Origin of the sequence: Cobetia sp. 29-18-1 (genome assembly GCF_029846405.1) — a bacterium.
Taxonomy (GTDB): domain Bacteria; phylum Pseudomonadota; class Gammaproteobacteria; order Pseudomonadales; family Halomonadaceae; genus Cobetia; species Cobetia amphilecti.
This window is the reverse complement of sequence record NZ_JARWKS010000001.1, coordinates 218,609-243,392: the sequence shown is the minus strand read 5'-3', so window position 1 is coordinate 243,392 and position 24,784 is coordinate 218,609. Positions and strand designations below refer to the sequence as shown.

Genomic DNA, 24,784 nt, shown 5'->3' with positions numbered 1-24,784 from the left:
TCATGACGAAAAAACGACAGTCCCGCTATCCATCAATCGATAGCGGGACTGTCGTTTCTGTCTTTCACGCAGTGTCTCTGCTCGGCGAGCGATCAGCTGCGATTGGCACTTTCATACCTCAACGCCTGAGGCTCACCTCAAAGCAGGTGCTTCGCATGCCTTTCATTTCTACCGGCTACCACACTCACACCTCAAAGGAGGTGTTTCGCGTGGTAGGTCAAATGCTCATCGATGAAGCTGGCCATGAAGAAGTAGCTGTGGTCGTAGCCGGGCTGACGACGCAGGACCAGCGGGTGATCCAGCTCGGCGCAGACCGCCTCCAGGCGCTCCGGCTTGAGCTGCTCCTCGAGGAACTGGTCGCTTTCGCCCTGCTCGACGAACAGCTCCTGGCGCTCGGCGCCGCTGGCGTGAACCTGCTTGACCAGCTCACAGGCGTCCCACTGCGCCCACTGGCTACGGTCATCGCCCAGATAGCCGCTGAAGGCTTTCTCGCCCCACGGGCAGGCCATCGGATTGACGATCGGCGCGAAGGCCGAGACCGAACGATAGCGGCCCGGATTCTTCAACGCACAGATCAGGGCGCCGTGACCGCCCATGGAGTGACCGGAGATCGACTCACGCTCGCCATCCACCGGGAAGTGCCGCTTGACGAGCGCCGGCAGCTCCTCGGTGACATAGTCATACATGCGGTAATGACGCGCCCACGGCTCGCGGGTGGCATTGACGTAGAAGCCTGCGCCACTGCCGAAGTCGTAGCTGTCGTCTTCGCCGTCCAGATTGACGCCGCGCGGGCTGGTGTCCGGGCAGATCAGGGCGATGCCCAGCTCCGCCGCCTTCTTCTGCGCGCCGGCCTTCTGCATGAAGTTCTCGTCGGTGCAGGTCAGCCCCGACAGCCACCACAGCATCGGCACCGGGCCCTGTTCGGCCTGGGGTGGCAGATAGATGGCGAACACCATGTCGCAATCCAGGCTGCCGCTGCGGTGACGGTAACGCTTGAGCCAGCCGCCATGCACCTTGTTGGCGCTGACCAGCTCGAGTTGTTCGGTCGCGGTCATCATGCTCTCCCTTGTGGTATCGCGTCATGAAAACGGCGTCGGCAAGCCGACGCCGTTTCGCGTTCCAGATCTCACCGGGCAACACGCTTTCGCGCGTTGCCCGGCGGCAGCTCAGCCCCGGATCAGAAGCTCAGCACGGTACGGATCGACTTGCCTTCATGCAGCAGATCGAAGGACTCGTTGATCTTCTCGAACGGCATCTGGTGAGTGATGAAGTCGTCCAGGTTGATCGCGCCGCTCATGTAACGCTCGACGTAACCCGGCAGTTCGGTACGGCCCTTGACGCCACCGAAGGCGGAGCCTTTCCAGACGCGCCCGGTCACCAGCTGGAACGGACGGGTGGAGATCTCTTCACCGGCACCGGCGACGCCGATGATGATGGATTCGCCCCAGCCCTTGTGCGCGCACTCGAGCGCCGCACGCATGACGTTGACGTTGCCGATGCACTCGAAGGAGTAGTCGACGCCGCCGTCGGTCATGTCGACGATGGCTTCCTGAACCGGCACGGACAGCTTGCTCGGGTTGACGAAGTCGGTGGCACCGAACTTGCGGGCCAGGTCGAACTTGTCTTCATTGATGTCGATGGCGATGATGCGCGACGCCTTGGCCATCACCGCGCCCTGGATGGCGGCCAGACCGATGGCGCCGAGGCCGAAGATGGCGACGGTAGAGCCCGGCTCGACCTTGGCGGTGTTCATCACCGCGCCGATACCGGTGGTGACGCCACAGCCCAGCAGGCAGATCTTGTCCAGCGGCGCTTCCTTGGACACCTTGGCCAGCGAGACTTCCGGCACCACAGTGTATTCGGAGAAGGTGGAGGTGCCCATGTAGTGGTGCAGCATCTTGCCATCGAGGGAGAAGCGCGAGGTGCCGTCCGGCATCAGGCCGCGACCCTGGGTGGCACGCACGGCGCTGCACAGGTTGGTCTTGCCGGAGAGGCAGAACTTGCACTTGCCGCATTCCGCGGTGTAGAGCGGAATGACGTGGTCGCCCGGTACCAGGCCAGTCACGCCTTCGCCCACTTCCTCGACGATACCGGCGCCTTCGTGGCCCAGCACGGACGGGAACAGGCCTTCCGGGTCTGCGCCGGACAGGGTGAACGCATCGGTGTGACAGACGGCGGTATTGACGATGCGTACCAGCACCTCACCGGCCTTCGGCCCTTCGACATCGATCTCGACCAGTTCCAGCGGCTTGCCGGCTTCCAGCGCAATCGCAGCACGTGATTTCATGAATCTCTCCTAGTGAGCATCAATAGCGGTAAACTGGCTGCCAATCTCATGCCCCTTGGTGTGGTGATGATCACCACGGAGGCCACCATGAAAGGTAGCAGCACCTGACAGGTTGCGTAGATGAGTCGCCCGAGGGACTCCCCACGCGACAGGCACTGGGCTCGTCCTTGCGGTTCATCCTTGCGGGCTTGGCATGGAGCACAGTCTACGCAGTCATGCGGGTGGGATTAAGCCGTCGGCACTCAGATGATTATTGCCACTCAACAACAATGAAAGAGGAGCCAGCATGCAGCGCTGGGACCGTATCGAAGCCTTCGTGGAAGTCGTCAGAATCGGCTCATTTTCCGGTGCCGCCCGTCATCTCGGGGTGTCCAGCTCACATGTCAGTCGTCTGATCAGCCAGCTGGAAGCCCAGCTCGATACCCAATTGCTCTACCGCACCACCCGTCAGACGCGTCTCACCGATGCCGGACAGGTGTATTTCGAGCACTGTCATCACCTCTTCGATGGCTTCCGCGCCGCCGAACAGGCCATCGGTGACTTCCACGCTCGCCCCAGCGGCGTGCTCAAGCTGACCAGCGCCACCACCTTCGGCGAGCGCTACGTCGCGCCGCTGGTCAACGACTTCCAGCTGCTGCACCCGCAACTGGAAGTGCAGATGCACTTCACCAACCGTCCGGTGGAACTGATCGACGAGGGCTTCGACGTCGCCATTCGCATGGGCGTGCTCAAGGATTCCTCGCTGATCGCAAGGCGGCTGGTGGATCGCCGCGAATTCGTCGTCGCCTCGCATGACTACTTCCAGCAGGCGCCGCGCCCGCACACCCTGGCCGAGCTCTCCAGTCACCGCTGTCTGGCCGGTTCCAAGCGCGAGTGGCTGTTCGAGGTCGAGGGCCAGCGCCGCGAGGTGCGCATCACCGGCGGCTGGCAGGCCAACTCCGGCCCGGCGCTGTTGGACGCCACGCTCAAGGGCCTCGGCCTTGCCCAGATTCCCGACTATTACGTCGCGCCCCATCTGGCCAGTGGCAAGCTGATCTCGGTGCTGGATGAGTACCAGGTGCGCGATACCGGGGTGTGGATCGTCTATCCCCGCCACCGCCACCTCTCGCCCAAGGTGCGCCAGTTCGTCGACTTCATGGTCGAGCGCTTCGAAGATGGCACCCCCGGCCTTGACGCATGACGCGCCGCTGAGGATGAGCTTACGGCTCGATGAGCAGATGAGTTGATAAGCCGACGAACGACAGACGGGCTGCCAATCGGCAGCCCGTCTGTCGTTGTACTCACCGTGTTCACCAGCGGCGTCAGGCGCGTTGCGCTCCGCTGCCCGGCACCGCCTCCGGCAGGTGCACCGGCGGCGCCTTGACCAGCAGCTTGCTGGAAACGAAGTAGACCAGTGCGCCCAACAGCGAGCCGGTGAACCAGCCGTAGTCATAGAACCAGGAGAGTCCGGGCTGGGAGAAGCTGATCACCGTCAGTCCCACCGGCACGAAGAAGGCGATGAAGCCCGCCGGATTGAAGGCCGGATAGGTGCTGCCATCCAGATAGAGTGCCGGCAGATCGAAGGACTGACGACGGATCACGAAGTAATCGACGATCATGATCCCCGCGATCGGCCCCAGCAGACTCGAATAGCCCAGCAGCCAGTTGGAATAGAGACTCTCGAGACTGACGTCCGAGACGATCCAGCCCATCTTCTTGATCAGCTCGAAGCCCATCAGCAGCACCCCGACCAGCCCGGTCAGCAGCACGCCGCGCGTCTGGTTGATCAACTTCGGCGCGATATTCTGGAAGTCATTGGTCGGCGAGACGATGTTGGCCGCGGTGTTGGTGGAGAGCGTCGCGATGATGATCAGCAACATGGCGATGGCGACCCAGCCGGGGCTGTCGATACGACCGATCAGGTTGACCGGGTCGGAGATGGTCTCGCCCACCAGCGAGCTGGACGCTGCGGTCAGCACCACGCCGAGCGCGGCGAAGAAGAACATCGTCAGCGGCAGACCGATGATCTGACCGACGATCTGGTCCTTCTGGCTCTTCGCGTAACGGCTGAAGTCAGGGATGTTCAGCGACAGCGTCGCCCAGAAGCCGACCATCGCGGTCAGGCCCGCCATGAAGTAGCTGGCCACGCCATCGCCTTCGGGACGATTCGGCGGCTGGGCCAACAGCTCGCTGATCGAGGTATGCGGCAGCGCCCACACCATCAGACCGACACCCACCGCCAGCAGCAAGGGCGCGGACAGCGTCTCCAGCCACTTGATGGATTCCGCGCCGCGAATCACCACGAACAGGTTGAGCGCCCAGAACACGAAGAAGCCGATGACCTCACCTACCCCGCCCAGCGCCTTCCAGTCGGCCGAAAGGCTCGACAGCAGCAGGTGGATCGCCAGCCCGCCGAACATCGTCTGGATACCGAACCAGCCACAGGCGACCACCGCGCGAATCATGCATGGCACGTTGGAGCCGATGATGCCGAAGGAGGAGCGCAGCACCACCGGGAAGGGAATCCCGAAGCGCGTGCCGGGGAAGGCGTTGAGGGTCAGCGGAATCAGCACCACCAGGTTGGCGACCAGAATCGTGAACAGCGCCTCGCCGACGCTCAGGCCGAAGTAGGCGGTCAGGACGCCACCCAGGGTGTAGGTCGGCACGCAGATCGACATGCCGACCCACAGTGCGGCGATGTTCCAGCGCGACCAGGTGCGTTCGGCACTCTTGGTCGGCGCGATATCCTCGTTGTAACGCGGGCTGCGGGCGACATCCTGTGCCACCACCAGCTCGATCATTTCCTCATTGCTGCGCACCATGTGCGAGCGCGTCTGTGTCGGGGCCATGAGTCCTCACCTGTTCAGCTGTTGTTATTGTTGAGGGTGATGCACTGCGCTTGCCTTGTGTCACTTGTCGTTTCTTGTCTTCCTCACCTTCTCCGTCGCTTTCCTGACTCCTTTTCGCTCCTCCCCGTTCGGCACACTTCTTCAGGCACACTTCATACGGCACTGCATGCAGAAGATTCTGATGCATAAGATTCTGCGGCAGACGAATCTGTGGCAGGCCGTGTAGAAGAAACACCTTGCGCAGTTCGTGTGCAAAACCCTGTGGCAAATCGCATGCCGCCGGCCGGATTATTGCCGACAAATCAAACCTGTCTTGCAAGACAACTTGAGATGCAATGGCGCGTATTTTCATGCATGACGCCTGTCAGGTGGCGACAAGCCGTGTTCGCGCCAACTGTCAGTATGGTCAGGTTCCAAGCTGGTGCAAGGCGGTCTTGCGCAATGTCCCCGCAAACGATCACAAGCCACTGTTGTGCATCACCTTTTACCTTGAAAATCACGTGAACCACGCTGATTCTCCAGGCACCACAATGGTGAAATATGGCCTTTTATTGAATAAAACTCTTTGATAACAACAAGATAAATCCACAAGACTTTATTTGAAACTTCATCTTGCCGAACGCGGGAACACTGTCTAATGTTCATTAAGCTGACTGGTGAGACAGGATTTAAATTGGACCTTTCCTGACCCACGATGCTTGCCAGCGGCATGCAGGCTTGCCAGGCAGGCGGCGTGTTTTTCCTGGGGCCATTTCGCGCTATCCCTGCTCACCCGTTCAGCCCACCAGCACTCATTGAAGACAACAACAACCGGCGCCAAGCGCCCGATGAGGAAGACATGTCGAACGATTCCCGCACCTCCTATACCGAGGATGCCGGCAAGCTGCGCTGCGCCGTCATCCAGATGGGACTCAACGTCTCCACCGACCTCGAGCCCGCGCAGATCCGTGATGCCATGAACGAGGCCCACCTGCCGCTGATCGACCAGGCCGGTGAGGCAGGCGTCAAGATCCTGTGCTTCCAGGAAGTCTTCAATCAGCCCTATTTCTGCCCGAGCCAGGATGCCAAGTGGTATGCCGCCGCCGAGCGCGTGCCCGACGGCCCCACCGTCACCCTGATGCAGCAGTACGCGAAGAAGCATCAGATGGTGATCATCGTGCCCATCTACGAGGAAGTGCAGCCGGGGGTGTACTACAACACCGCCGCCGTCATCGATGCCGACGGCAGCTATCTGGGCAAGTATCACAAGACCCACATCCCGCAGGTGGCGGGCTTCTGGGAGAAATTCTTCTTCAAGCCGGGCAAGTCCGACTGGCCGGTCTTCGACACCGCCTACGGGCGCATCGGCGTCTACATCTGCTACGACCGCCACTTCCCGGAAGGCTGGCGCGCACTGGCGCTCAACGGCGCCGAGATCATCTTCAATCCCTCCGCCACCGTCGCGGGCCTCTCCCAATACCTGTGGGAGCTGGAGCAACCCGCCTCCGCCGCCGCCAATGGCTGCTACATCGCCGCCATCAACCGCGTCGGCCATGAACAGCCCTGGGATATCGGCGAGTTCTACGGCTCCTCCTACTTCGTGAATCCACGCGGCCAGATCGAAGCCCAGGCCAGCGCCACCGAGGATGAGCTGCTGATCCACGACCTCGACATGTCGATGGTGCGCGAGGTGCGCAACAACTGGCAGTTCTTCCGCGACCGTCGCCCCGATGCCTATACCCGCCTCACCGACGGCGAGTGACGGACTGACGACCCGCACGACAACAACAAGACGACCTGACACTCAATGCCGGACAAGGCCGCGCGATGCGGCCGGGAGAGATTCATGGCAATCCTGATCAAGGGCGGCAGCATCCAGACCCACGAAGAGCGCTACACCGCCGATGTGCTGTGTGACGGCGAGACCATCACCGCCATCGGCACCGACCTGAACGTACCGGACGACTGCGAGGTGATCGACGCCAGCGGCTGTCTGGTGATGCCCGGCGGCATCGACCCGCACACCCACATGCAGCTGCCCTTCATGGGCACCGTGGCCAGCGAAGACTTCCAGACCGGCACTGCCGCGGCGCTGGCCGGCGGCACCACCATGATCATCGATTTCGTGATCCCCTCCCCGCAGCAGCCACTGATGGAGGCCTATCACACCTGGCGCGAATGGGCCGAGAAGTCGTGCTGCGACTACAGCTTCCACGTCGCCGTCACCTGGTGGGACGAGAGCGTCAGTCAGGACATGGCGACGCTGGTCGCCGATTACGGCGTCAACAGCTTCAAGCACTTCATGGCCTACAAGAACGCCATCATGGCGCCGGACGACACCCTTGTCTCGAGCTTCGCGCGCTGCCTGGAACTGGGCGCGATTCCCACCGTGCATGCCGAGAACGGCGAGCTGGTCTACCACCTGCAGCAGAAGCTGCTGGCCGACGGCATCACCGGCCCGGAGGCGCATCCGCTGTCGCGCCCGCCGCAGGTCGAGGGCGAGGCCGCCAGCCGTGCCATCCGCATCGCCGGCACCCTGGGCACGCCGGTGTATCTGGTCCACGTCTCCACCGCCGATGCGCTGGAGGAGATCCGCTACGCCCGCGAGCACGGTCAGCCGGTCTACGGCGAGGTGCTGGCAGGCCACCTGCTGATCGATGAAGAGGTCTATCAGAACAAGAGCTGGGAATTCGCGGCCGGCCACGTGATGAGCCCGCCGTTCCGTTCGCTGGAGCATCGCCAGGCGCTGTGGGGCGGCATCCAGTCCGGTGATCTGCAGACCACCGCCACCGATCACTGCTGCTTCTGCGCCGAGCAGAAGGAAATGGGCAAGGACGACTTCTCGAAGATTCCCAACGGCACCGCCGGGGTCGAGGACCGCATGGCGATGCTGTGGCACGAAGGCGTCAACACCGGGCGCTTCTCCGCCGAGGACTTCGTGGGCCTGACCTCCACCAATGCGGCCAAGATCTTCAATCTCTATCCGCGCAAGGGCGCGATCCGCGTCGGCAGCGACGCCGATATCGTGGTCTGGGACCCCAACGCCGAACGCACCATCTCGGCCAAGACCCACCACCAGAACATCGACTTCAACATCTTCGAAGGCCGCACCGTCAAGGGCATTCCGCGTCACACCATCAGCCGCGGCGACTGGGCATGGCGCGATGGCGAACTGCATGCCAAGCGCGGCCACGGCCAGTATGTCGAGCGTCCGGCCTACCCCAGCGTGTTCGACCAGCTCAAGGCCCGCGCCGAGAGCAACGTCGTCAGCGCCGTGGATCGCAGCTGACGGTCGGCGAACGGCCCACCTGAGACCAGTACGACACGGCTGAGACCAGTACGGCACGACTGAACGACGGCCTGGCGGCGCACCTGACGCGCTGCCAGTCCCTGAGCGCAACCCGACTCGCCTGCAAGACCAACAACAACGACCCCGCGCCAGAGCGCGGGCAGGAGCCACACCGTGACCACATCCTCCACTCCTTCCCACTGGGCCCCGAGCGGGCTCGCGGAAGAGGCGCTGAGTGCGCGTTTCACAGACCTGCATCCGGCGCTCAGCAAGCGCCAGGCCTTCATCGAGAGCTCGCGCTGTCTGTACTGCTACGATGCCCCCTGTATCAAGGCCTGCCCGACCAGCATCGACATCCCGACCTTCATTCGCCGTATCCACGATGACAATCTCGAAGGCGCCGCCAGCGAGATTCTGGATGCCAATATCCTCGGTGGCAGCTGCGCCCGCGTCTGCCCCACCGAGATCCTCTGCGAGCAGTCCTGCGTGCGCAATCAGGGCGATGAGTGCCAGCCGGTGCTGATCGGCCTGCTGCAGCGACATGCGCTGGACAACGCCCAGTTCGAAGCCCATCCGTTCACGCGTGGCGCCAGCACCGGTCGGCGTATCGCGGTGGTCGGCGCCGGGCCTGCCGGGCTTTCCTGCGCCCATCGTCTGGCGCGTTTCGGCCACGACGTGGTGATCTTCGAGGCCGAGGAAAAGGCCGGCGGTCTCAACGAATACGGCATCGCCCGCTACAAGCTGACCGATGACTTCGCCGCCCGCGAGGTCGAATTCCTGCTCGAGATCGGCGGCATCGAGATCCGCCACGGTCAGCGCCTCGGCGACAACCTGGCGCTAGCCTCTCTGACACGCGAATTCGACAGCGTCTTCCTGGGCCTCGGCCTTGGCACCAGCCATGCCCTCGGCCTGACCGGCGAAGATGCCAGCGGCCTGATGGCGGCCACCGACTTCATCAAGGTGCTGCGTCAGAGTGGCGAACTGAACGCCCTGGCGGTGCCCAGACACGCCGTGGTGATCGGCGCCGGCAACACCGCCATCGATATCGCCGTGCAGGCCAGGCGCCTCGGCGCGCAGACGGTGGACCTGGTCTACCGGCGTGGCGAAGAGCAGATGTCCGCCACCCATCACGAGCAGGAAATCGCGCGCGCCAATGGCGTGATGATCCACACCTGGGCGCGCCCGCTGGCGATCGATGTGGCAAAAGAAGACGATGACGCCGCGCTCAGCGCGATGCAGTTCGCGCGCACGCGGGTCGAGGATGGCCGCCTCGTCGATACCGGCGAGACCTTCACGCTGGCCTGCGATGGGGTCTTCACCGCCATCGGTCAGGGCTTCGATGACGCGAGCCTGAGCGACGTCCATGCCGCAGGGCTGGCCCGCGAGGGGGCCAGGATAGAGGTGGACGAGATGCTGCGCACCAGTCTGCCCGGCGTCTATGCCGGCGGTGACTGCATCGCCCGCGGGCAGGACCTCACCGTTCAAGCCGTCGCCCACGGCAAGCTGGCCGCCGAGGCCATCCATCACGATCTGATGCTCAAGGTGGAGGCCGCCTGATGACCATTCATACCCCGCTCAATGACGATAACGCCCGCCCGGCAGGTGCTGGATCAAGTGCTGAAGCAAGTGGCGATCACGTCGCCAGCTACAAGGCCGATCTGTCGGTCAACTTCGCCGGCATCCGTGCCCCCAACCCCTTCTGGCTGGCCAGTGCCCCGCCCACCGACAAGGCCTACAACGTGGTGCGCGCCTTCGAGGCCGGCTGGGGTGGCGTGGTCTGGAAGACGCTGGGCGAAGACCCGGCCGCGGTGAACGTCTCCTCCCGCTACTCGGCGCACTATGGCCCGAATGGCGAGGTCAGCGGCTTCAACAACATCGAGCTGATCACCGACCGTTCGCTGGAGATCAACCTGCGCGAGATCACCCAGGTCAAGAAGGACTGGCCGGACCGCGCGCTGATCGTCTCGCTGATGGTGCCGTGCGAGGAAGAGGCCTGGAAGACCATCCTGCCGCAGGTCGAGGCCACCGGCTGTGACGGCATCGAACTCAACTTCGGCTGCCCCCACGGCATGCCGGAACGCGGCATGGGCGCGGCGGTGGGCCAGGTGCCGGAGTATGTCGAGCAGGTCACGCGCTGGTGCAAGACCTACAGCTCGCTGCCGGTAATCGTCAAACTGACGCCCAACATCACCGACGTGCGTGAACCGGCCAAGGCCGCCTGGCGTGGCGGCGCCGATGCCGTATCGCTGATCAACACCATCAACTCCATCACCCATCTGGATCTCGACCGCATGGTCGCGCATCCCATCGTCGGCGACCGCAGCACCCACGGCGGCTATTGCGGCAGCGCCGTGAAGCCCATCGCGCTGAACATGGTGGCCGAGATAGCGCGCACGCCGGAAACCGCCAACCTGCCGATCTCCGGCATCGGCGGTATCTCCAACTGGGAGGATGCCGCGGAATTCATTGCCCTCGGCGCAGGCAGCGTGCAGGTGTGCACGGCGGCGATGCTGCATGGCTTCCGTATCGTCGAGGAGATGAAGGACGGCCTGGGACGCTGGATGGACAGCAAGGGCTATCAGCGTATCGACGAGTTCTCGCGTGCGGCGGTGCCCAACACCACCGACTGGAAGCAGCTGGACATGAACTATCAGGTGATCGCCCGCATCGACCAGGACAAGTGCATCGGCTGCGGACGCTGCTATATCGCCTGCGAGGACACCTCGCACCAGGCCATCATGCATCTGGCCAAGGACAACGGCACCGCCCGCTATGAGGTAAAGGACGCCGACTGCGTGGGCTGCAACCTGTGCGAGATCACCTGCCCGGTCGAGGACTGCATCACCATGGAAGTGCAGGACACCGGCAAGCCGTACATGAACTGGATGGAGGACCCGCGCAATCCGCATCGCGCGGCCTGATCGTCTGGTGCTCCTCTGATCCCGGGGAACAGCTAGCAATAGATGAGAATCAAGAAGGGGCTGCCAGCAATGGCAGCCCCTTCTTCATTGGCTTGATGATCCACCAATGATGATCGTGATTAGCTTAAGGACAATGCAATCCTGAAGTCACCTGCTGGCTCAGGCGGACAAACCGACGCCCTTCAGCAGCACCCGCGTCACGTTCTGCACCGCCTGCTCGAATTCCCGATCACTCAGCGCCTTGCCCTGATTGAGCACCGCGATCTGGTGATCGAAGTCGGCGTAGTGCTGGGTGCTGGCCCAGATCATGTACAGGTAGGCAGAGGCATCGACGTTGTCGATGCGACCCTCGCCGATCCACTGGCGCAGACGTGACTTCTTCATCTCGGCCCACTCGTCGAGCCACACCGTCAGCTCTTCGCCCAGCACCGGCGCGCCCTGCATGATCTCGCTGGCCCACACCTTGGAGCCATAGGGGCGCTGGCGCGAGTGCATCATCTTGGCGCGAATGTAGGTGGAGAGCACCAGCTGCGGGTCGTCGTAGGCCTCGAAGCACAGCGCATCTTCCTTCCACAGCGCCAGCAGGCCATCGAGCACCGCGCGATACAGCGCTTCCTTGGTGCTGAAGTAGTAATGCAGATTGGACTTGGGCAGCTCTACCTCGGCGGCAATATCGACCATGCTGGCGCCGACATAGCCCTTGAGAGCGAAGATCTTTTCGGCGGCGAGCAGGATGCGGCCGACATTATCCTTGCGAATCTGAGACTTGCGAGTGGTCATGCGATCCCCTGACGCGGTGCTGGCAGTGCGATGAGAATATCACAACCGCACTGCCAACATGTCTGAGCCGTCAGGTTTGCCCTGTCATCCGGCAAAGGAGATGGCGACTTATCTACAAGTGCCGTGCAATCCCGCGCCAGCGCGGACCTGCAAGAACCGCGCCCGCGACGTCACTCGAAGACCGCACCATCGATGAAGCCATCCGCCGGCATCGGCACCTGGCCCGCCTCGCCGCTCAGCCACCAGGGCGCCGGATGCGTGCCTTCACTGCGCTCATCCGCCACCGGCACCACCATGCCCAGCTTGCGGGCCGCCGTGCGGTAAAGGTCCGGGCGCACACAGCGTGTCAGCGTCGCCTCGAGATCCTCGTCATTGAAACCCTGCAGATGCCCCCAGCGCTGCATCTGGGCGATGTACCAGCGCGTCTGGGAACGCCACGGGAAGTTGGCCGCATAGCGATGGAAGATGGTCCAGCCGGGATTGTGCTGCTGGAAGTCGTCCACCGACTGCTCGACATCGACATCTTCCAGCCCGCGCGTCACCACGCTCATCGGCACCTCCGGCATGCCCTCGTCGTGCAGCCACTCGGCGGCCTTGGCCCGATTGCCGGGGCGGTCCAGCCAGGCGCAGGCATTGAGCAGCGCGCGAATCAGCGCCTGATGCGCCAGCGGATGCTGCTCCGCCCAGTCCTCGCGCACGCCCAGCACCTTTTCCTGCCCGAAGCGCCAGATATCGTGACTGCCCGCCACCACCTGCCCCATGCCCTGCGCCGCCGCCAGGCTGTTCCAGGGCTCTCCGACACAGAAGCCATCCAGCGCTCCGCTGGCCAGCTGCGCCGCCATCAGCGGTGGTGCCACGGCGCGCATCTCGACGTCGCGGTCCGGATTGATGCCGCCCGCCGCCAGCCAGTAGCGCAACAGATAACGGTGCGAGGAGAACGGGTGCACGCTGGCCAGCTTGAGCAGTGGCTCACCGCGCTGCTTGCGCTCGCGCATATGCGCCGCCAGCGCCTTCGCGACCTGCAACGGACTGGAGAGGTCGTGGCCGTCCTCGTCGAGGGTGGCCATCAGCGCGCGCGACAGCGTGATGGAGTTGCCGCCCAGATTGAGCGTCATGGCACTGATCACCGGCGTGGCGCGGCCATCCAGGCCCAGGGTGGAGGTCAGCGGCATCAGCGCCAACATCTGCGCGCCCTGCAACACGCCGGTCTGCAGGTCATCACGCAACGCCGCCCACGAGGGTTGCCACTTGAGTGTCACCGCCAGCCCCTCCTCGCGGAAAAGCCCCAACTGCTCAGCGACCACGAAGGGCGCGGCATCATTGAGTGGCATCAGGCCCAGCGTCAGCTGATGGCCATTCAGGGGTACATCTGTGGGCATCACGCACACCTCTTGAACGATCGAGAGAGAAGGACAGTACGGCGACCGGCTCAGCGCCGACGCGCGGCCTTGAGCAGCTCATCGGCCAGCTCATGCAGGGCCAGGCGCCGGTTCATGGCGGTCTTGCGCAGGTATTGATAGGCGGCATCTTCACTGAGCCCGCGCGTCTCCATCACCACGGCCTTGGCGCGATCGACGCTGCGCCGCTGCACCAATGTGGTCTGGGTACGGTTGAGCTCCCCCTTGAGCGCACGGTGCGCCTCGAAGCTGGTGATGGCGACCTCGACCATGCTGCGCACCATCGCTGGCATGACGTGGTCCACCACATAGGCCGAGACACCGGCGCCGGCCGCCTCACGCACGAGGTCCGGGGCATCTTCACTGGCCAGCATGATCATCGGCTTGGGATAGCGTCGCCCCAGCTGGCCGAGATGCTCCAGGGTGTCGCGGCTGGGCAGGTCGGCGTCGATGATCACCGCATCGGGCTGATGCTGCTCGACCAGCGCGTGCAGGTCCTCGTGCTCGTCAACGCGCAGCGCCACCTCGAAGCCGGCGCTCAATAGCGCCTGCTCCAGCGCGGCGGAGCGCTCACTGCGGACATCGACGATCAGCACGGTCACGGGCATGTCAGGTTTCCTTGGGTCGGGCATGAGACTTGCCGTACACCCAAGCAGGATTCGTGCCGCAATCTGGTGCAACCCTGCGGCCAAAGGCCTTCAGAGCGGCCGAGCCGAAAGCGTCGCTGCACTGCAATGAGGCACGCGCCTTGCCGACCCTCCCAGCGCCAGTCGCGTGCGCCAGACTGGTACCTCGCGCCTTGCTGACGCACCCCCAGCGCGCATCGAGCGCGCACCCAGCCCGAGACATCACCTGCACGTGCCAATCTATTGCCCTCGCCAAGCCATTGATCTTCTGGCACTTGTCCCGCCTACACCCCCGCAACTGGCGCGCTACTTGCTTTGTTCCTGTCACTTGCTGCACAGACGCTCTGCTGCCGGCAACCATGGCATCACCGACTGCTGCCATCGCTATCCATGACGTGGACCAGGCTCTTCGGAGTACGAGTGCGTCGAACCAGGCCCCTCAATGACGAGGCGCCCTTGCTGTCGTTCATTCACAGCCGTTCGACCACTCGCCGAGCACACCTGACTTCGTGCCCGGCACCGACGCTGAATCAGGAGCCCACTCATGGATATCCGCAACAAGGCCAGCCGCATCCGGCTGTTCAGCTTCAACACCCCGCAAATGCGCGCCTTCCACATGTCGTGGTTCGCCTTCCACGTCTGCTTCTTCGGCTGGTTCGGCATCGCGCCGCTGATGGCCGTGGTGCGTGACGACCTCGGCCTGACCAAGACCCAGATCGGCAACACCATCATCGCCTCCGTCGCCATCACGGTGATCGTGCGCCTCGCCATCGGCGTGCTGTGTGATCGCATCGGGCCACGCAAGGCCTACACCTGGCTGCTGTGCCTCGGCTCGCTGCCGGTGATGTGCATCGGCTTCGCCGACAGCTTCGAATCCTTCTTCCTGGCCCGTCTGGCCATCGGTGCCATCGGTGCCTCCTTCGTCATCACCCAGTACCACACTTCCGTGATGTTCGGCCCCAACGTGGTCGGCACCGCCAACGCCACCACCGCGGGCTGGGGCAATCTGGGCGGTGGCACCACCCAGATGCTGATGCCGCTGGTGATGGCCGGCCTGCTGATGCTGGGCGTCGAGCAGACCCTGGGCTGGCGTCTGGCGATGGTCGTGCCGGGCATCGTGCTGTTCCTGACCGGTATCGCCTACTACTTCTTCACCCAGGATGCGCCGGACGGCAATTTCAGCGAGCTGCGTGAGCGTGGTGAGCTGCCCAAGGCCGAGAAGGAATACAGCATGCGCGCCACCTTCGGCGCGGCGGCACGCGACATTCGCGTCTGGGCCCTGTTCCTCGTCTATGGCGCCTGCTTCGGGGTCGAGCTGACCATCAACAACGTCGCCGCCATCTACTTCTTCGATCACTTCGATCTCGATCTTGCCACCGCCGGTCTCATCGCGGGCCTGTTCGGCCTGATGAACCTGTTCGCCCGCACCCTGGGCGGCGTGTTCTCCGACCTGTTCGCCCGCCAGTCCGGCCTCAAGGGCCGCGTGCGCTGGCTGTTCATCGCGCTGCTGTGTGAAGGCGTGGCGCTGGTCGGCTTCGCCCAGATGGAAACCCTCGCGGTGGCCATCGGCATCATGCTGGTCTTCAGCCTCTTCGTGCAGATGGCGGAAGGCGCGACCTTCGGTATCGTGCCCTTCGTCAATCGCAAGGCACTCGGCGCGGTCGCCGGTATCGTCGGCGCGGGCGGCAACGCAGGCGCGGTCGCCGCGGGCTTCCTGTTCCGCAGTGAGGAGCTGACCTACCAGGAAGGCCTGATGTACCTGGGCATGGGCGTGATCGTGATCTCGCTGTTCGCGCTGCTGGTGCGCTTCAGCGCCGCCACCGAAGCCGAGGAAAGCCGCGCCTACGACGCCGCCGTCGCGGACCGCAAGCAGCAGAGCGAGCAACAGCCCGCCTCGGCATAAGCGGATTTCCCTCTCCCCGAGCCAGACACAAGAAGGCCCCGCCTCATGGGAGGCGGGGCCTTCTTGTGTCTGGCGACAGCTCAGGCCAGCGGCGACTCATCGCAGCGCTGGCAGCCGAGCCTCAGCTATCGGTGGCGTTCTCGACGCTATCACCGGCTTCCTCGACGGCGTTGTCCATCTTCTCACCGGCCTTCTCCATCGGGCCTTCGTCCTCGCAACCGGCGAGCGACAGGCCACCGAGACCGAGCATGGCAATCATCAGCGAACTACCCAGAGTCTTGAGCTTCATGATGTCTCTCCTTGAATCATCGGTCGGAATGACGCGACAGCTGCCATCACACGCAGGCAGCCACGTGGTGTTACCCATAACATGGAGCTGGAGCCTTGCCGTTTCAAGGGTCACGCAACGCCGAGTTGCCTGTTGCTGATCAAAACCAACCGCTCAAGGCTGCTCAGATACCCAGCTCAGAGAAGGTTTCGGGAAACTGCACTTCACCGCCCAGCCCCTCCAGATAGTCCGGCAGCAGCTCGAAGGCGACGAAGGAACCCGGCACGTCGTCATGATGGCAGTAGAGCCCGTAATGACACGCCGGATGAAAGCCCAGATGGGTATAGAAATCCGCATGGCCTGCCGCCACCACGGCCCCCGCCCCCAGCAGCCGGCAGCGCTTGACCGCCGAGATCACCAGCCGCTTGCCGATGCCGTGACGCTGATGCTGGGGCAGCACCGCCAGCGGCGCCAACGCCATCAGTACGCGGTCCGGGTAGCCGGAAAGCTCCACCCGCGACACCATCACATGCCCCAGCAGGCCGCCCTCGCCTTCGCTGAGGTGACGGCCGGTCTCCGGGTCGGTGACACGCTCGGCCACCAGCGAGATCTGCGCCAGATTGCCTCGACGCAATCTATCACCCAGGCGCGCTTCACGATGGCCGGCAAAGACGGATTCATGAATGCGGTAGATGCGCTCATGATCAATGAGACGTTCTTCACGAATGCGAAGATTATCGACGGCGTTGGCAGTCATCACGAGGTACCGGATCAGCGCCCTGATGGCCAGGGACGTTACCTCAAGCTTAGCCACCGCCCGCAGCGGCTGCGAGCGTCAATCTGCTGCTCAAAAAGCACGATGCCCGCCGTGGTGGCGGGCATCGCTTGGGGTGATATCAAGGTCGCATGGCAGATGAAAAGCCTGGTTCAGTCCCTCTCAGGCTTCTCGCCGATACCGGCCAGATATGTCGCTGGCACTGCTCGAGCATCGCGCCGACGCTGCCCGCCTCAGCTCTTGAGACGACGCGCGCGGAAGGAGCGCCCCTTGAGCTTGCCATTCATCAGCTGGGTGAGTGCCGACTTGGCGACATCACGCTCCACGGCGAGGAAGGTGGTCCGCGCCAGTACCTTGATCTTGCCGATCTTGCTGCCTTCCAGGCCGCCGTCGCCGGTCAGCGCGCCGAGGATATCGCCGGGACGCAGCTTGTCCTTCTTGCCACCGTCGATCTGCAGCGTCGCCATGCGCGCATGGAACGGCTCGCGCGTCAGCATGCTTTTCGAGGGCAGCGGCTCGGCTTCCAGCGTCTGCTCGAGGAATTCACCCAGCTTGGTCAGACGATAGTCTTCCTTCTCGGTGTACAGCGTGCAGGCGATGCCGGAGCTGCCCGCACGGCCGGTACGCCCGACACGGTGCACGTGAGCGTCGAGATCACGCGCGATCTCGTAGTTGAACACCGCGTCCAGCGCTTCGATATCCAGCCCGCGCGCCGCGACGTCAGTGGCCACCAGAATCGAGGTGCTCTTGTTGGCGAACATCACCAGTGTCTGGTCGCGCTCGCGCTGTTCGAGATCACCGTGCAGCGCCATGGCACTGAAGCCGTGCTCATTGAGCGCGTCGCTGACTTCCTGCGCCTGGCGCTTGGTGTTGCAGAACACCACGCTGGATTCCGGGCGGTACTTGAGCAGCAGGATACGCAGCGCCTCGAAACGCGCCTCGTCATCGGCGACACGGTGGAACAGCTGACGGATGCTGCTGTCATCGTGGGTGGAGGCCACCTCGATGCTGACCGGATCACGCAGCATGCGCTCGGCGATCGGACGCACGCCATCGGCGAAGGTCGCGCTGAACAGCAGCGTCTGACGCTCCTCCGGGGTCTCGGCGACGATGGCATCCAGCACCTCGGCGAAGCCCATGTCGAGCATGCGGTCGGCTTCATCCAGCACCAGGGTGTTGAGCTCGACCAGGCTCAGGCTGCCCTTGCGCAGGTGCTCATCCACGCGCCCCGGCGTGCCGACGATGATGTGCGCGCCGTGTTCCAGCGAGCCCAGCTGCGGGCCGAAGGGCGCGCCGCCGCACAGAGTCAGCACCTTGACGTTGTGCAGGCCGCGCGCCAGACGACGGATCTCGCCGGCGACCTGATCGGCCAGCTCACGTGTCGGACACAGCACCAGTGACTGCACACGGAAGCGCGAGACCTTGAGACGCGACAGCAGCCCCAGGCCGAAGGCAGCGGTCTTGCCGGAGCCGGTCTGGCCCTGGGCGATGACATCGCGGCCTTGCAGCATCGGCGGCAGGCTCTGCGCCTGAATCGGCGTCATGGTGTGATATTCGAGCGTGGCGAGGTTGTCGAGCAGCTCGGGCGCCAGCGCCAGAGAGGCAAAGGCAGGGGTGGCGGTGGCGTCAGTCACGGGGACATTCCTTCAATCGATGAACAGGCACGAGCCGAACGGGCTTACGCGCGGGCGCAGAGCATAGCAGAGCGTGGCCACTAACGCCTGCCACGGATGCCAGCACCTGATACCGGCTCCCCAGGCGAGATAGCCTTTTTGAGCAACGCCCTCTCTTGCCCGCCAGACTCACCTCTCAGCACACCGTATGAGCCAGCTCGCATGTGACTCAACTCAAAGCATGATTTTCATCACGACAGGATTCGATTCCCGCCAAATATCATTTATTAATTATCGTTAATTAAACAAAATGGCCAACGGTCAGTTGGCATGTCACGAAATCCCATATCAGGCGGTGGCTGAGTCGCTGCATATTTCACGCCGTGCATTTCCTGCAGCGAACTTCACGAAAATGGCGCCGACATTCGTGACGGGATAATCATCAAGACGTTCTTGTTATCTGCCTCAGACTATCAGTGCCAATGACACACCAGGATTGGCGCATACCGAGATGGGCCCACCCCCATGCCGGGTATGAGGAATGCCACCTCTCATCAGTGATGTGCTGCTGGATACCGCTCGGCTACCGCAGCGGTGCCGCTGCGCGCCCAGAGGCTACATCTGAATCGATGTCATGAATATCAATGACTTGCAGATAGCGAACTGCTGTCCGTGCCGCACAGGCGTTTTCGATCTCGGGGTGGTCTCCCGAATTGGATCGTTGCAAGCGTACTGACAGCTCGTGCGAAACCGCTCATCACGCTGGTCATGAAACCGGTCATCAAGCCCGGTGCAAGGCACAGGTCGCCGGCACTCAGAACCGGCAACACCATGGAAACACCATTGACGTGAATCCTGCAGCTTCATCGCCGCAATGCGCGACACCACACGCATGCAAGTTGCTGTAATAGCACGTCAAAGAGCAAATGATATCGCACGGACAGGCGATCTTTGCCACCCGCAACACCACGGTCACCGCTGCCCCGACAACAGGGGAGCAGCAATAGAGCGGCGCAGTCTTCAAGCCGCCAGCTGTCAGAGGGGGTCACACCTCTCTACCGAAACAGCCACAAGATGTCACTACGACCCAGGGAGCAAGACGACATGAAGGACCTCTCAAGAATCACGGGCTACGGATGTATCGTGGCCGGTGTCGGCCCGGCAGGCATGGGATTTCTGTTCAATGCCCTCAAGACAGGCCAGATCACGACACTGGCCCGCCACGGACTGTTGATTCTCGATGCCGGCGGTACCCACGCCAGCGGCAAGCTTGGCGCTGGTCGACTGGGCGAATATCGCATCACCGCCAACTCGGTCGGTGATGTGTTCCTCGACTGCCTGCGCGACCCGGCACTTGCCGACGTGCTGGCCCCGCTTGAAGGCGAACCCTGCCTGGAGCGAATCCGCGCCGATCCCTACTCCTCCCCGCGACTCGATGAGATCGGCGAGCTACTGGAAGCCGCCAGTGCCCTGGTATTGGCGCACATCACCGCCCTGCCGGGCGTCGAGATGTGGTGCGGCACCAGCCTGGACACGCTGCAGTACCTCGACGGCACCAGCATTCTGACCCTCTCGCATGAACCGGAAGTGGCCCAGCGCACGTCGCGGCTGCGCACCGAGAACCTGGTGCTCAATCTGGGCGGCCAGCAGTGCCCGGAGCAACTGACCCAGAGCCTCCACCGTCAGGGACTGACGCCGTCGCGGCGCGCACGCATCTACAGCGGCGATGAGCTGTTGCGCATGCCGCCGGGACAGCTGCGCAGCCTGCTGTTGCCGCGCCTGCGTCGTGGTGGTCGCGTCTGTGTGGTGGGGGGCTCGCACAGCGCCTTCTCGATGCTCGACGTGCTGGCCGACGCGCTGCGCAATACCCGCGTCAAGGAGATCACCCTGCTGCATCGCTCGCCGATTCGACTGTTCTTCGAGAATGCCGAAGAAGCGCGCGCCGCAGGCTATCACTTCGATGCCGAGCGCGATGTGTGCCCGATCAGCGGTCGCATCAACCGCTCCGGCGGGCTGCGCTACCGGGCGCTGGCCATCGGTCAGGAAATTCTGGCCACCGGCCGCATCGAAGAGTGCGCAATGGACATCCAGCTGGTACAGACCGGCCCCGGCAGTGCCCAACGCCTGGAACTGGCCAGCGAAGTGCTCGCCGACGCGCCCATCGTGGTGCAGTGCAACGGCTATCAGCCGATTCTGCCCACCATCAGCGACGCTCATCATCAGCCCATCACGTTGCGCGAGGTGAATGGCGGGCTGGATTCCGATGCCAACGGCAACCCCTGCGACATCCACGGCCAGCGTCTTGCGGGCCTCTACATGTTCGGGCTGGGCGCCGGTCTTGCCGTCGACCCGACACTGGGCAGTGAAGCCTCCTTCGATGGCCGCATCTACGGCGTATGGCAGTTCCACAATCACGCCAGCCTGCCGGCCCTCCAGGCCATCATTGCGCGCAACGCCAGTGACGACGCGCTCGGCAGCGACACTGCTCACTCCGTCGGTCAGGTGATCGCCAGCGATCGCGGCATGGCAAGCGAAAGCGGCAGTGGAATGACCATCGACAAGACCAGCGACAAGACCATCGCAAACAGTGTCGTCAGCGAGAAAGCCAGCGCGGACAGTCTCGCACAGGCGAGCGACGCCGAGGACTTCTCCAGCGCCCTCAAGGTGCTGAGTGACTCACTGGGCCTGCAGCAGAAGTCCCGCATGGCGTAGCAAGGCATGACGTGACCTGAGCAAGCACAGTGCTGCCTGTGGGCCTTGCCATCAGATGATTACGTAATGCCGGTTATGGAGCACAGAAGAAACAATCATGGGCTTTATCACCCTCACATAAGCCAACTGATTGCCTTTTGGATAAACATAATAATAAACAACACATAACGACGCTGGAGCCCCCACTCTCCCCGGCGCAAGCAAGCAAGGCCACACGAAGACGCACGATGGCGATACCTCCCCACACAAAAGCGCCGCCCGGGCATGTCCCGAGCGGCGCTTTTGTGTGTCATCTCAGCAAGGGCTTTGGCCGAGCCTTGCAGCCAGCTCGGCCACGGGCACTTAGCGTGCCGCTTCTTCCTCAAGACGCGCCTGCTTGCCACCGAGGGTGAAGCAGGTGTCGATCTCGCGCAGCATGAACAGCGCGACACAGGCGGCCAGCATCGGCCAGGCGGCGAAGAACAGCAGGTGATCGAACGGGTCCAGATACTGCTTGAAGGCAGAGAAGGTAGACCCGGCGTGCAGCAACAGCACCAGACCGTAAGTGAGGGTCTTCTTCACGCCGGTGACGAACAGCAGCAACAGCACCATCTCGATGACGGCAATCGCGATGACGATGCCCTCGCCCATGCCACCGATGGCATAGAACTTCTCGAAGATGGCGGCGGCGTGGCCAGGATTGAAGAACTTGTCCAGTGTCCACATCGTGATCACGAGGAAGACCCCGAGGCGCAGCAGCAACAGGGAAATGCGGATTCGATCGGCGTACTTCGTCATGTCAATTCTCTCCAGGGGGAATGGGCCAGCGCTGCAACGCAGCGGGCACGTGCTGCTGTGTACGTACGAAGTGGCCGCCTGGTTGCATCGATTGATGTTTTTTCTCGCGAAATTAATCACTTGGCAGCGCAATCCCGCCGCGTGACTCCTTGGCGCGAACGCCTGCTTCATCTGCGGGTTTAGCATCCGCGTGCTGCCATTGTTGGGCAAAACAGCAGCAGTGACTGCCGCGCAAGCGACGCTGACTCGCCCGCCATCCAACACTCTGCCTTTCTCGCTGTCTGATTCATCAAGGACTAGCGCCTTTGCAGCCTCGCCCTGACCCTGGACCCTCGCCCCTCGACCGGCCTGCCGGCTCGCCCTTCGCTCTGGAGTTTATCCACATGGCCTCCAAGACTGATCATCCGTCTGCTTGTGTGTCGTCAGACGCTTCAATGCCGAGCTCTTCCACCCAGCTCTCTCCTGCGCTGCGCCGCTGGCGAGCGCCCGGGCCTGGCGACTCGCATCTGCCGGCCCGCATTGCCAAGGCGCGCTTTCCGGCCTTGAGCGCCCAACTGCTGGCGCATGCCGCGCGCATTGCAGCAGAACGCGAGCGCGGCGAGATTCTCGACTATGCCTGTGCCATGAGTGCGGTGCCGACAGTGATTCAGGAGATCTGGCTGGCCAGTGGTGAGCTTGAGACATTCGCATTACGCGAAGGCATCCAGATCGAGAGCCTGGCGGAGCTGCTGGGTGAGCACACTCCGCCTGACAACCCCGCCACCGCTGCACAAAGTGGCGAGCCAGCGCGGGTCGTGAGGCCCCTTGATACTTTCGACTGGCTGCATCTGGCGCTGGAGCAGCTGTTGCAGATACATCAGGATAAGCAACGTTTACACTCAGACTGATGTATCTCGGCGCCAAAACTCGTATGGTGAGAGAGAGGCTCGGCCTGTCGTCGATCAAGATGGCGCGCGAGCCTCGAGCACGACTGTCATATGCACGACTGGAACGCATTTCTGGTACGAGCAACAAGGCACGACATCAAGCACAGCACGCGGAGCAGAACATCACGATCGATCATTGAAAACGACCAGCCGAGGAGGTTCACATGAAGGTCTACAAACCTGAATGGCGTTGCACGCTCGACGTGACGGAAGGCCCCGACCCCACCGCCCGCTGGAAAACACGGCTTGCCTGGCGCTTGCGCGCCCTCGCCGACCGCTTTGATGGCGGTAGTCGTACGATGAAGATTGACTGCAATGTCACCCCGGCGCTCACCCGCGAAGAGGTCGACACCTGCCTGGGCAAGGGCTTCGCCCTCAGCCAGAACCTGATGCTGCAACTGGCCAACCACAGCGCCTGCGAAGATGTCCTACGCGACGCCAAGGCCGAGCTCTACGAAGAAGAGCAACACCCGATGTAACGGTCTGATCTCAGTAGAACCCCGCAGATCAACCCATCGGTGAACGTAGTCCGCAAGACGCATGAAAAAGCCCTCCCGGCGATGCCGGGAGGGCTTTTATTCTGTAATATACCAACTAAATATAGGGCGGATGCAGGCTCTGAGTGCAACACCCTATTGAATTGAGGGTGGTGCTTCATTGTGCTTTGCCATCAGTTCATTCATCACCTCGATAGGGCATTTGAAGTCAAAGCGTTTTCGAGGCCGCATATTCAGCTCGAAGGCAATGGCATCCAGCTCTTCCTGACTGGTCAGTGACAGATCCGTTCCCTTAGGAAGATACTGACGAATCAGCCCATTGATATTCTCGTTGCTGCCTCTTTGCCAAGGGCTATGGGGGTCACAGAAGTAGATAGCGACGCCTGTGTTCTGCGTGATAGCGGCATGCCTGGCCATCTCCCGTCCTTGGTCATACGTCAGGGTTTTTCGTGCTGCCAATGGCATTCTGTTCAGCGCGGCACTGAAGCCCTCTACGGCTGAGGTCGCAGTCGCATCATGCATCTTTGCCAGTATCAAGTATCCGCTACTGAGCTCTACAAGAGTGCCAATCGCTGAGGCATTGCCTTTGCCCTTGATTAGATCGCCTTCCCAATGCCCAGGCATCTCGCGCTTGTCCACCTCGGGCGGACGAAGGTGAATGCTGACCATGTCGGGGATCTGACCTCGCCGGTCCGTCTCACCACGCCGAGGCTTACGCGTACTTTTGCCTTGCCGCAGGCAATGGATGAGCTCTTTGCGCAGTTGCCCAACCGGCAGCGCATAGATGGCGGTGTAAATCGTCTCGCGACAGACGTAGGCGTCTTCAAGCTTGGGTAAATTCATGTGTCGAAGCTTGCCGGCGATCTGCTCAGGAGACAAGTAGCGGCGAAGAAGGTACTCGACAAGCCTGAACCGCTCACTACCGATGGCAAGCTTTCGCTTGGGCCGGCAAAAACGCCGACGTTTGAGTCGCGACGTTTGCGCGCGTTCAGCTCGGTAGTCGTTGTTCGGCTCACTATTTCGGCGAATTTCGCGGCTGATAGTGGAGGGAGAACGACTCAGACATCGAGCAATGGCTCGGAGGCTCAGGCCTTGAGAGAGACAAACCTGGATAGTGGCACGATCAGTAATGCTGAGTTCTGAGTATGACATGAGCGCAATACCTTACAGGGAAACTCAGGTATTGCACTCAGAATCTGCGGCCAA

At 62.7% G+C, this 24,784-nt stretch carries 21 protein-coding genes; 9 read left to right on the top strand and 12 right to left on the bottom strand.

Annotated elements, in window-relative coordinates; all coding sequences use genetic code 11:
- Window positions 1-191: 191 nt before the first annotated feature.
- Together fghA and QD208_RS01050 are read right to left on the bottom strand one after the other, a co-directional pair.
- The gene (gene fghA, locus QD208_RS01055; RefSeq protein ID WP_279835313.1) at window positions 192-1,055 is read right to left on the bottom strand and encodes an S-formylglutathione hydrolase; all 864 of its coding nucleotides are present in this window, start codon (window positions 1,053-1,055) and stop codon (window positions 192-194) included.
- Window positions 1,056-1,177: 122 nt separating this feature from the next.
- Window positions 1,178-2,287 carry an S-(hydroxymethyl)glutathione dehydrogenase/class III alcohol dehydrogenase gene (locus QD208_RS01050; RefSeq protein WP_279835312.1) on the bottom strand — a complete coding sequence of 370 codons (1,110 nt, stop codon included), beginning with the start codon at window positions 2,285-2,287 and terminating at the stop codon, window positions 1,178-1,180.
- 286 nt (window positions 2,288-2,573) lie between these two features.
- On the opposite strand from QD208_RS01050, the gene QD208_RS01045 reads away from it, so the two are divergent.
- Entirely contained in the window at window positions 2,574-3,467 is an 894-nt protein-coding gene (locus QD208_RS01045; RefSeq protein ID WP_279835310.1) for a LysR family transcriptional regulator, read from the top strand.
- 121 nt (window positions 3,468-3,588) lie between these two features.
- Here QD208_RS01045 and QD208_RS01040 read toward each other — a convergent pair whose 3' ends face one another.
- Together QD208_RS01040 and QD208_RS01035 are read right to left on the bottom strand one after the other, a co-directional pair.
- Entirely contained in the window at window positions 3,589-5,067 is a 1,479-nt protein-coding gene (locus QD208_RS01040) for an NCS1 family nucleobase:cation symporter-1 (protein WP_279835457.1), read from the bottom strand.
- Between the two features lie 4 nt (window positions 5,068-5,071).
- The gene (locus QD208_RS01035) at window positions 5,072-5,467 is read right to left on the bottom strand and encodes a hypothetical protein (protein WP_279835309.1); all 396 of its coding nucleotides are present in this window, start codon (window positions 5,465-5,467) and stop codon (window positions 5,072-5,074) included.
- 486 nt (window positions 5,468-5,953) lie between these two features.
- Here QD208_RS01035 and QD208_RS01030 point away from each other — a divergent pair, with 486 nt between their 5' ends.
- From QD208_RS01030 to preA, 4 genes are all read left to right on the top strand, one after another.
- Window positions 5,954-6,856 (top strand): nitrilase-related carbon-nitrogen hydrolase, encoded by a 903-nt coding sequence (locus QD208_RS01030; RefSeq protein WP_279835308.1) that lies wholly within the window; start codon window positions 5,954-5,956, stop codon window positions 6,854-6,856.
- 84 nt (window positions 6,857-6,940) lie between these two features.
- Window positions 6,941-8,383 (top strand): dihydropyrimidinase, encoded by a 1,443-nt coding sequence (hydA, locus tag QD208_RS01025; protein WP_279835306.1) that lies wholly within the window; start codon window positions 6,941-6,943, stop codon window positions 8,381-8,383.
- 174 nt (window positions 8,384-8,557) lie between these two features.
- Window positions 8,558-9,940 carry an NAD(P)-dependent oxidoreductase gene (locus QD208_RS01020; RefSeq protein WP_279835305.1) on the top strand — a complete coding sequence of 461 codons (1,383 nt, stop codon included), beginning with the start codon at window positions 8,558-8,560 and terminating at the stop codon, window positions 9,938-9,940.
- A complete protein-coding gene (preA, locus tag QD208_RS01015; RefSeq protein ID WP_084589409.1) occupies window positions 9,940-11,304 on the top strand; it encodes an NAD-dependent dihydropyrimidine dehydrogenase subunit PreA in 1,365 nt (454 codons plus the stop codon). The genes QD208_RS01020 and preA overlap by 1 nt, the downstream gene beginning before the upstream one ends.
- Window positions 11,305-11,463: 159 nt before the next feature.
- Here preA and QD208_RS01010 read toward each other — a convergent pair whose 3' ends face one another.
- The 3 genes from QD208_RS01010 to QD208_RS01000 all read right to left on the bottom strand — a co-directional run bounded on the left by QD208_RS01010 (window position 11,464) and on the right by QD208_RS01000 (window position 14,089).
- Window positions 11,464-12,084, bottom strand: coding sequence for a TetR/AcrR family transcriptional regulator (locus QD208_RS01010; protein ID WP_043333730.1), 621 nt, complete (start codon window positions 12,082-12,084; stop codon window positions 11,464-11,466).
- Between the two features lie 170 nt (window positions 12,085-12,254).
- The gene (locus tag QD208_RS01005) at window positions 12,255-13,463 is read right to left on the bottom strand and encodes a CmpA/NrtA family ABC transporter substrate-binding protein (RefSeq protein WP_279835302.1); all 1,209 of its coding nucleotides are present in this window, start codon (window positions 13,461-13,463) and stop codon (window positions 12,255-12,257) included.
- Between the two features lie 50 nt (window positions 13,464-13,513).
- Complete coding sequence (locus QD208_RS01000) at window positions 13,514-14,089, bottom strand: ANTAR domain-containing protein (protein ID WP_054555320.1); 576 nt, start codon at window positions 14,087-14,089, stop codon at window positions 13,514-13,516.
- Window positions 14,090-14,651: 562 nt separating this feature from the next.
- Here QD208_RS01000 and QD208_RS00995 point away from each other — a divergent pair.
- Window positions 14,652-16,010, top strand: coding sequence for a NarK family nitrate/nitrite MFS transporter (locus QD208_RS00995; RefSeq protein ID WP_043333727.1), 1,359 nt, complete (start codon window positions 14,652-14,654; stop codon window positions 16,008-16,010).
- Window positions 16,011-16,131: 121 nt separating this feature from the next.
- Here the strand turns inward: QD208_RS00995 and QD208_RS00990 are convergent, their stop codons facing one another.
- The 3 genes from QD208_RS00990 to dbpA form a co-directional block, all read right to left on the bottom strand.
- Window positions 16,132-16,299 (bottom strand): hypothetical protein, encoded by a 168-nt coding sequence (locus QD208_RS00990; RefSeq protein WP_166019763.1) that lies wholly within the window; start codon window positions 16,297-16,299, stop codon window positions 16,132-16,134.
- A gap of 163 nt (window positions 16,300-16,462) precedes the next feature.
- Complete coding sequence (locus QD208_RS00985) at window positions 16,463-17,035, bottom strand: N-acetyltransferase (protein ID WP_279835301.1); 573 nt, start codon at window positions 17,033-17,035, stop codon at window positions 16,463-16,465.
- A gap of 251 nt (window positions 17,036-17,286) precedes the next feature.
- A complete protein-coding gene (gene dbpA, locus QD208_RS00980; protein ID WP_043333726.1) occupies window positions 17,287-18,687 on the bottom strand; it encodes an ATP-dependent RNA helicase DbpA in 1,401 nt (466 codons plus the stop codon).
- 1,083 nt (window positions 18,688-19,770) lie between these two features.
- Between dbpA and QD208_RS00975 the strand changes: the two genes are divergently transcribed.
- On the top strand, window positions 19,771-21,378 hold the full coding sequence (locus QD208_RS00975) for a hypothetical protein (RefSeq protein ID WP_279835300.1): 1,608 nt from the start codon (window positions 19,771-19,773) through the stop codon (window positions 21,376-21,378).
- Window positions 21,379-21,720: 342 nt separating this feature from the next.
- Here QD208_RS00975 and QD208_RS00970 read toward each other — a convergent pair whose 3' ends face one another.
- Window positions 21,721-22,155, bottom strand: coding sequence for a hypothetical protein (locus tag QD208_RS00970; protein WP_043333725.1), 435 nt, complete (start codon window positions 22,153-22,155; stop codon window positions 21,721-21,723).
- A 434-nt stretch (window positions 22,156-22,589) separates the two neighbouring features.
- On the opposite strand from QD208_RS00970, the gene QD208_RS00965 reads away from it, so the two are divergent.
- Together QD208_RS00965 and QD208_RS00960 are read left to right on the top strand one after the other, a co-directional pair.
- Window positions 22,590-23,042, top strand: coding sequence for a hypothetical protein (locus QD208_RS00965; RefSeq protein ID WP_279835298.1), 453 nt, complete (start codon window positions 22,590-22,592; stop codon window positions 23,040-23,042).
- A 203-nt stretch (window positions 23,043-23,245) separates the two neighbouring features.
- Window positions 23,246-23,560: a hypothetical protein gene (locus QD208_RS00960; protein WP_043333722.1), complete on the top strand. Its 315-nt coding sequence runs from the start codon at window positions 23,246-23,248 to the stop codon at window positions 23,558-23,560.
- Window positions 23,561-23,713: 153 nt separating this feature from the next.
- On the opposite strand, the gene QD208_RS00955 is transcribed toward QD208_RS00960, so the two are convergent.
- Entirely contained in the window at window positions 23,714-24,730 is a 1,017-nt protein-coding gene (locus QD208_RS00955; protein ID WP_279835297.1) for an IS30 family transposase, read from the bottom strand.
- Between the last annotated feature and the right edge of the window lie 54 nt (window positions 24,731-24,784).

What these genes read in the sequence shown, in the direction of transcription:
- fghA (WP_279835313.1), bottom strand. Translation starts at nt 1,055, where the DNA reads ATGACCGCGACCGAACAACTCGAGCTGGTCAGCGCCAACAAGGTGCAT.
- QD208_RS01050 (WP_279835312.1), bottom strand. Translation starts at nt 2,287, where the DNA reads ATGAAATCACGTGCTGCGATTGCGCTGGAAGCCGGCAAGCCGCTGGAA.
- QD208_RS01045 (WP_279835310.1), top strand. Translation starts at nt 2,574, where the DNA reads ATGCAGCGCTGGGACCGTATCGAAGCCTTCGTGGAAGTCGTCAGAATC.
- QD208_RS01040 (WP_279835457.1), bottom strand. Translation starts at nt 5,067, where the DNA reads ATGATCGAGCTGGTGGTGGCACAGGATGTCGCCCGCAGCCCGCGTTAC.
- QD208_RS01035 (WP_279835309.1), bottom strand. Translation starts at nt 5,467, where the DNA reads ATGAAAATACGCGCCATTGCATCTCAAGTTGTCTTGCAAGACAGGTTT.
- QD208_RS01030 (WP_279835308.1), top strand. Translation starts at nt 5,954, where the DNA reads ATGTCGAACGATTCCCGCACCTCCTATACCGAGGATGCCGGCAAGCTG.
- hydA (WP_279835306.1), top strand. Translation starts at nt 6,941, where the DNA reads ATGGCAATCCTGATCAAGGGCGGCAGCATCCAGACCCACGAAGAGCGC.
- preA (WP_084589409.1), top strand. Translation starts at nt 9,940, where the DNA reads ATGACCATTCATACCCCGCTCAATGACGATAACGCCCGCCCGGCAGGT.
- QD208_RS01010 (WP_043333730.1), bottom strand. Translation starts at nt 12,084, where the DNA reads ATGACCACTCGCAAGTCTCAGATTCGCAAGGATAATGTCGGCCGCATC.
- QD208_RS01005 (WP_279835302.1), bottom strand. Translation starts at nt 13,463, where the DNA reads ATGCCCACAGATGTACCCCTGAATGGCCATCAGCTGACGCTGGGCCTG.
- QD208_RS01000 (WP_054555320.1), bottom strand. Translation starts at nt 14,089, where the DNA reads ATGCCCGTGACCGTGCTGATCGTCGATGTCCGCAGTGAGCGCTCCGCC.
- QD208_RS00995 (WP_043333727.1), top strand. Translation starts at nt 14,652, where the DNA reads ATGGATATCCGCAACAAGGCCAGCCGCATCCGGCTGTTCAGCTTCAAC.
- QD208_RS00990 (WP_166019763.1), bottom strand. Translation starts at nt 16,299, where the DNA reads ATGAAGCTCAAGACTCTGGGTAGTTCGCTGATGATTGCCATGCTCGGT.
- QD208_RS00985 (WP_279835301.1), bottom strand. Translation starts at nt 17,035, where the DNA reads ATGACTGCCAACGCCGTCGATAATCTTCGCATTCGTGAAGAACGTCTC.
- QD208_RS00975 (WP_279835300.1), top strand. Translation starts at nt 19,771, where the DNA reads ATGAAGGACCTCTCAAGAATCACGGGCTACGGATGTATCGTGGCCGGT.
- QD208_RS00970 (WP_043333725.1), bottom strand. Translation starts at nt 22,155, where the DNA reads ATGACGAAGTACGCCGATCGAATCCGCATTTCCCTGTTGCTGCTGCGC.
- QD208_RS00965 (WP_279835298.1), top strand. Translation starts at nt 22,590, where the DNA reads ATGCCGAGCTCTTCCACCCAGCTCTCTCCTGCGCTGCGCCGCTGGCGA.
- QD208_RS00960 (WP_043333722.1), top strand. Translation starts at nt 23,246, where the DNA reads ATGAAGGTCTACAAACCTGAATGGCGTTGCACGCTCGACGTGACGGAA.
- QD208_RS00955 (WP_279835297.1), bottom strand. Translation starts at nt 24,730, where the DNA reads ATGTCATACTCAGAACTCAGCATTACTGATCGTGCCACTATCCAGGTT.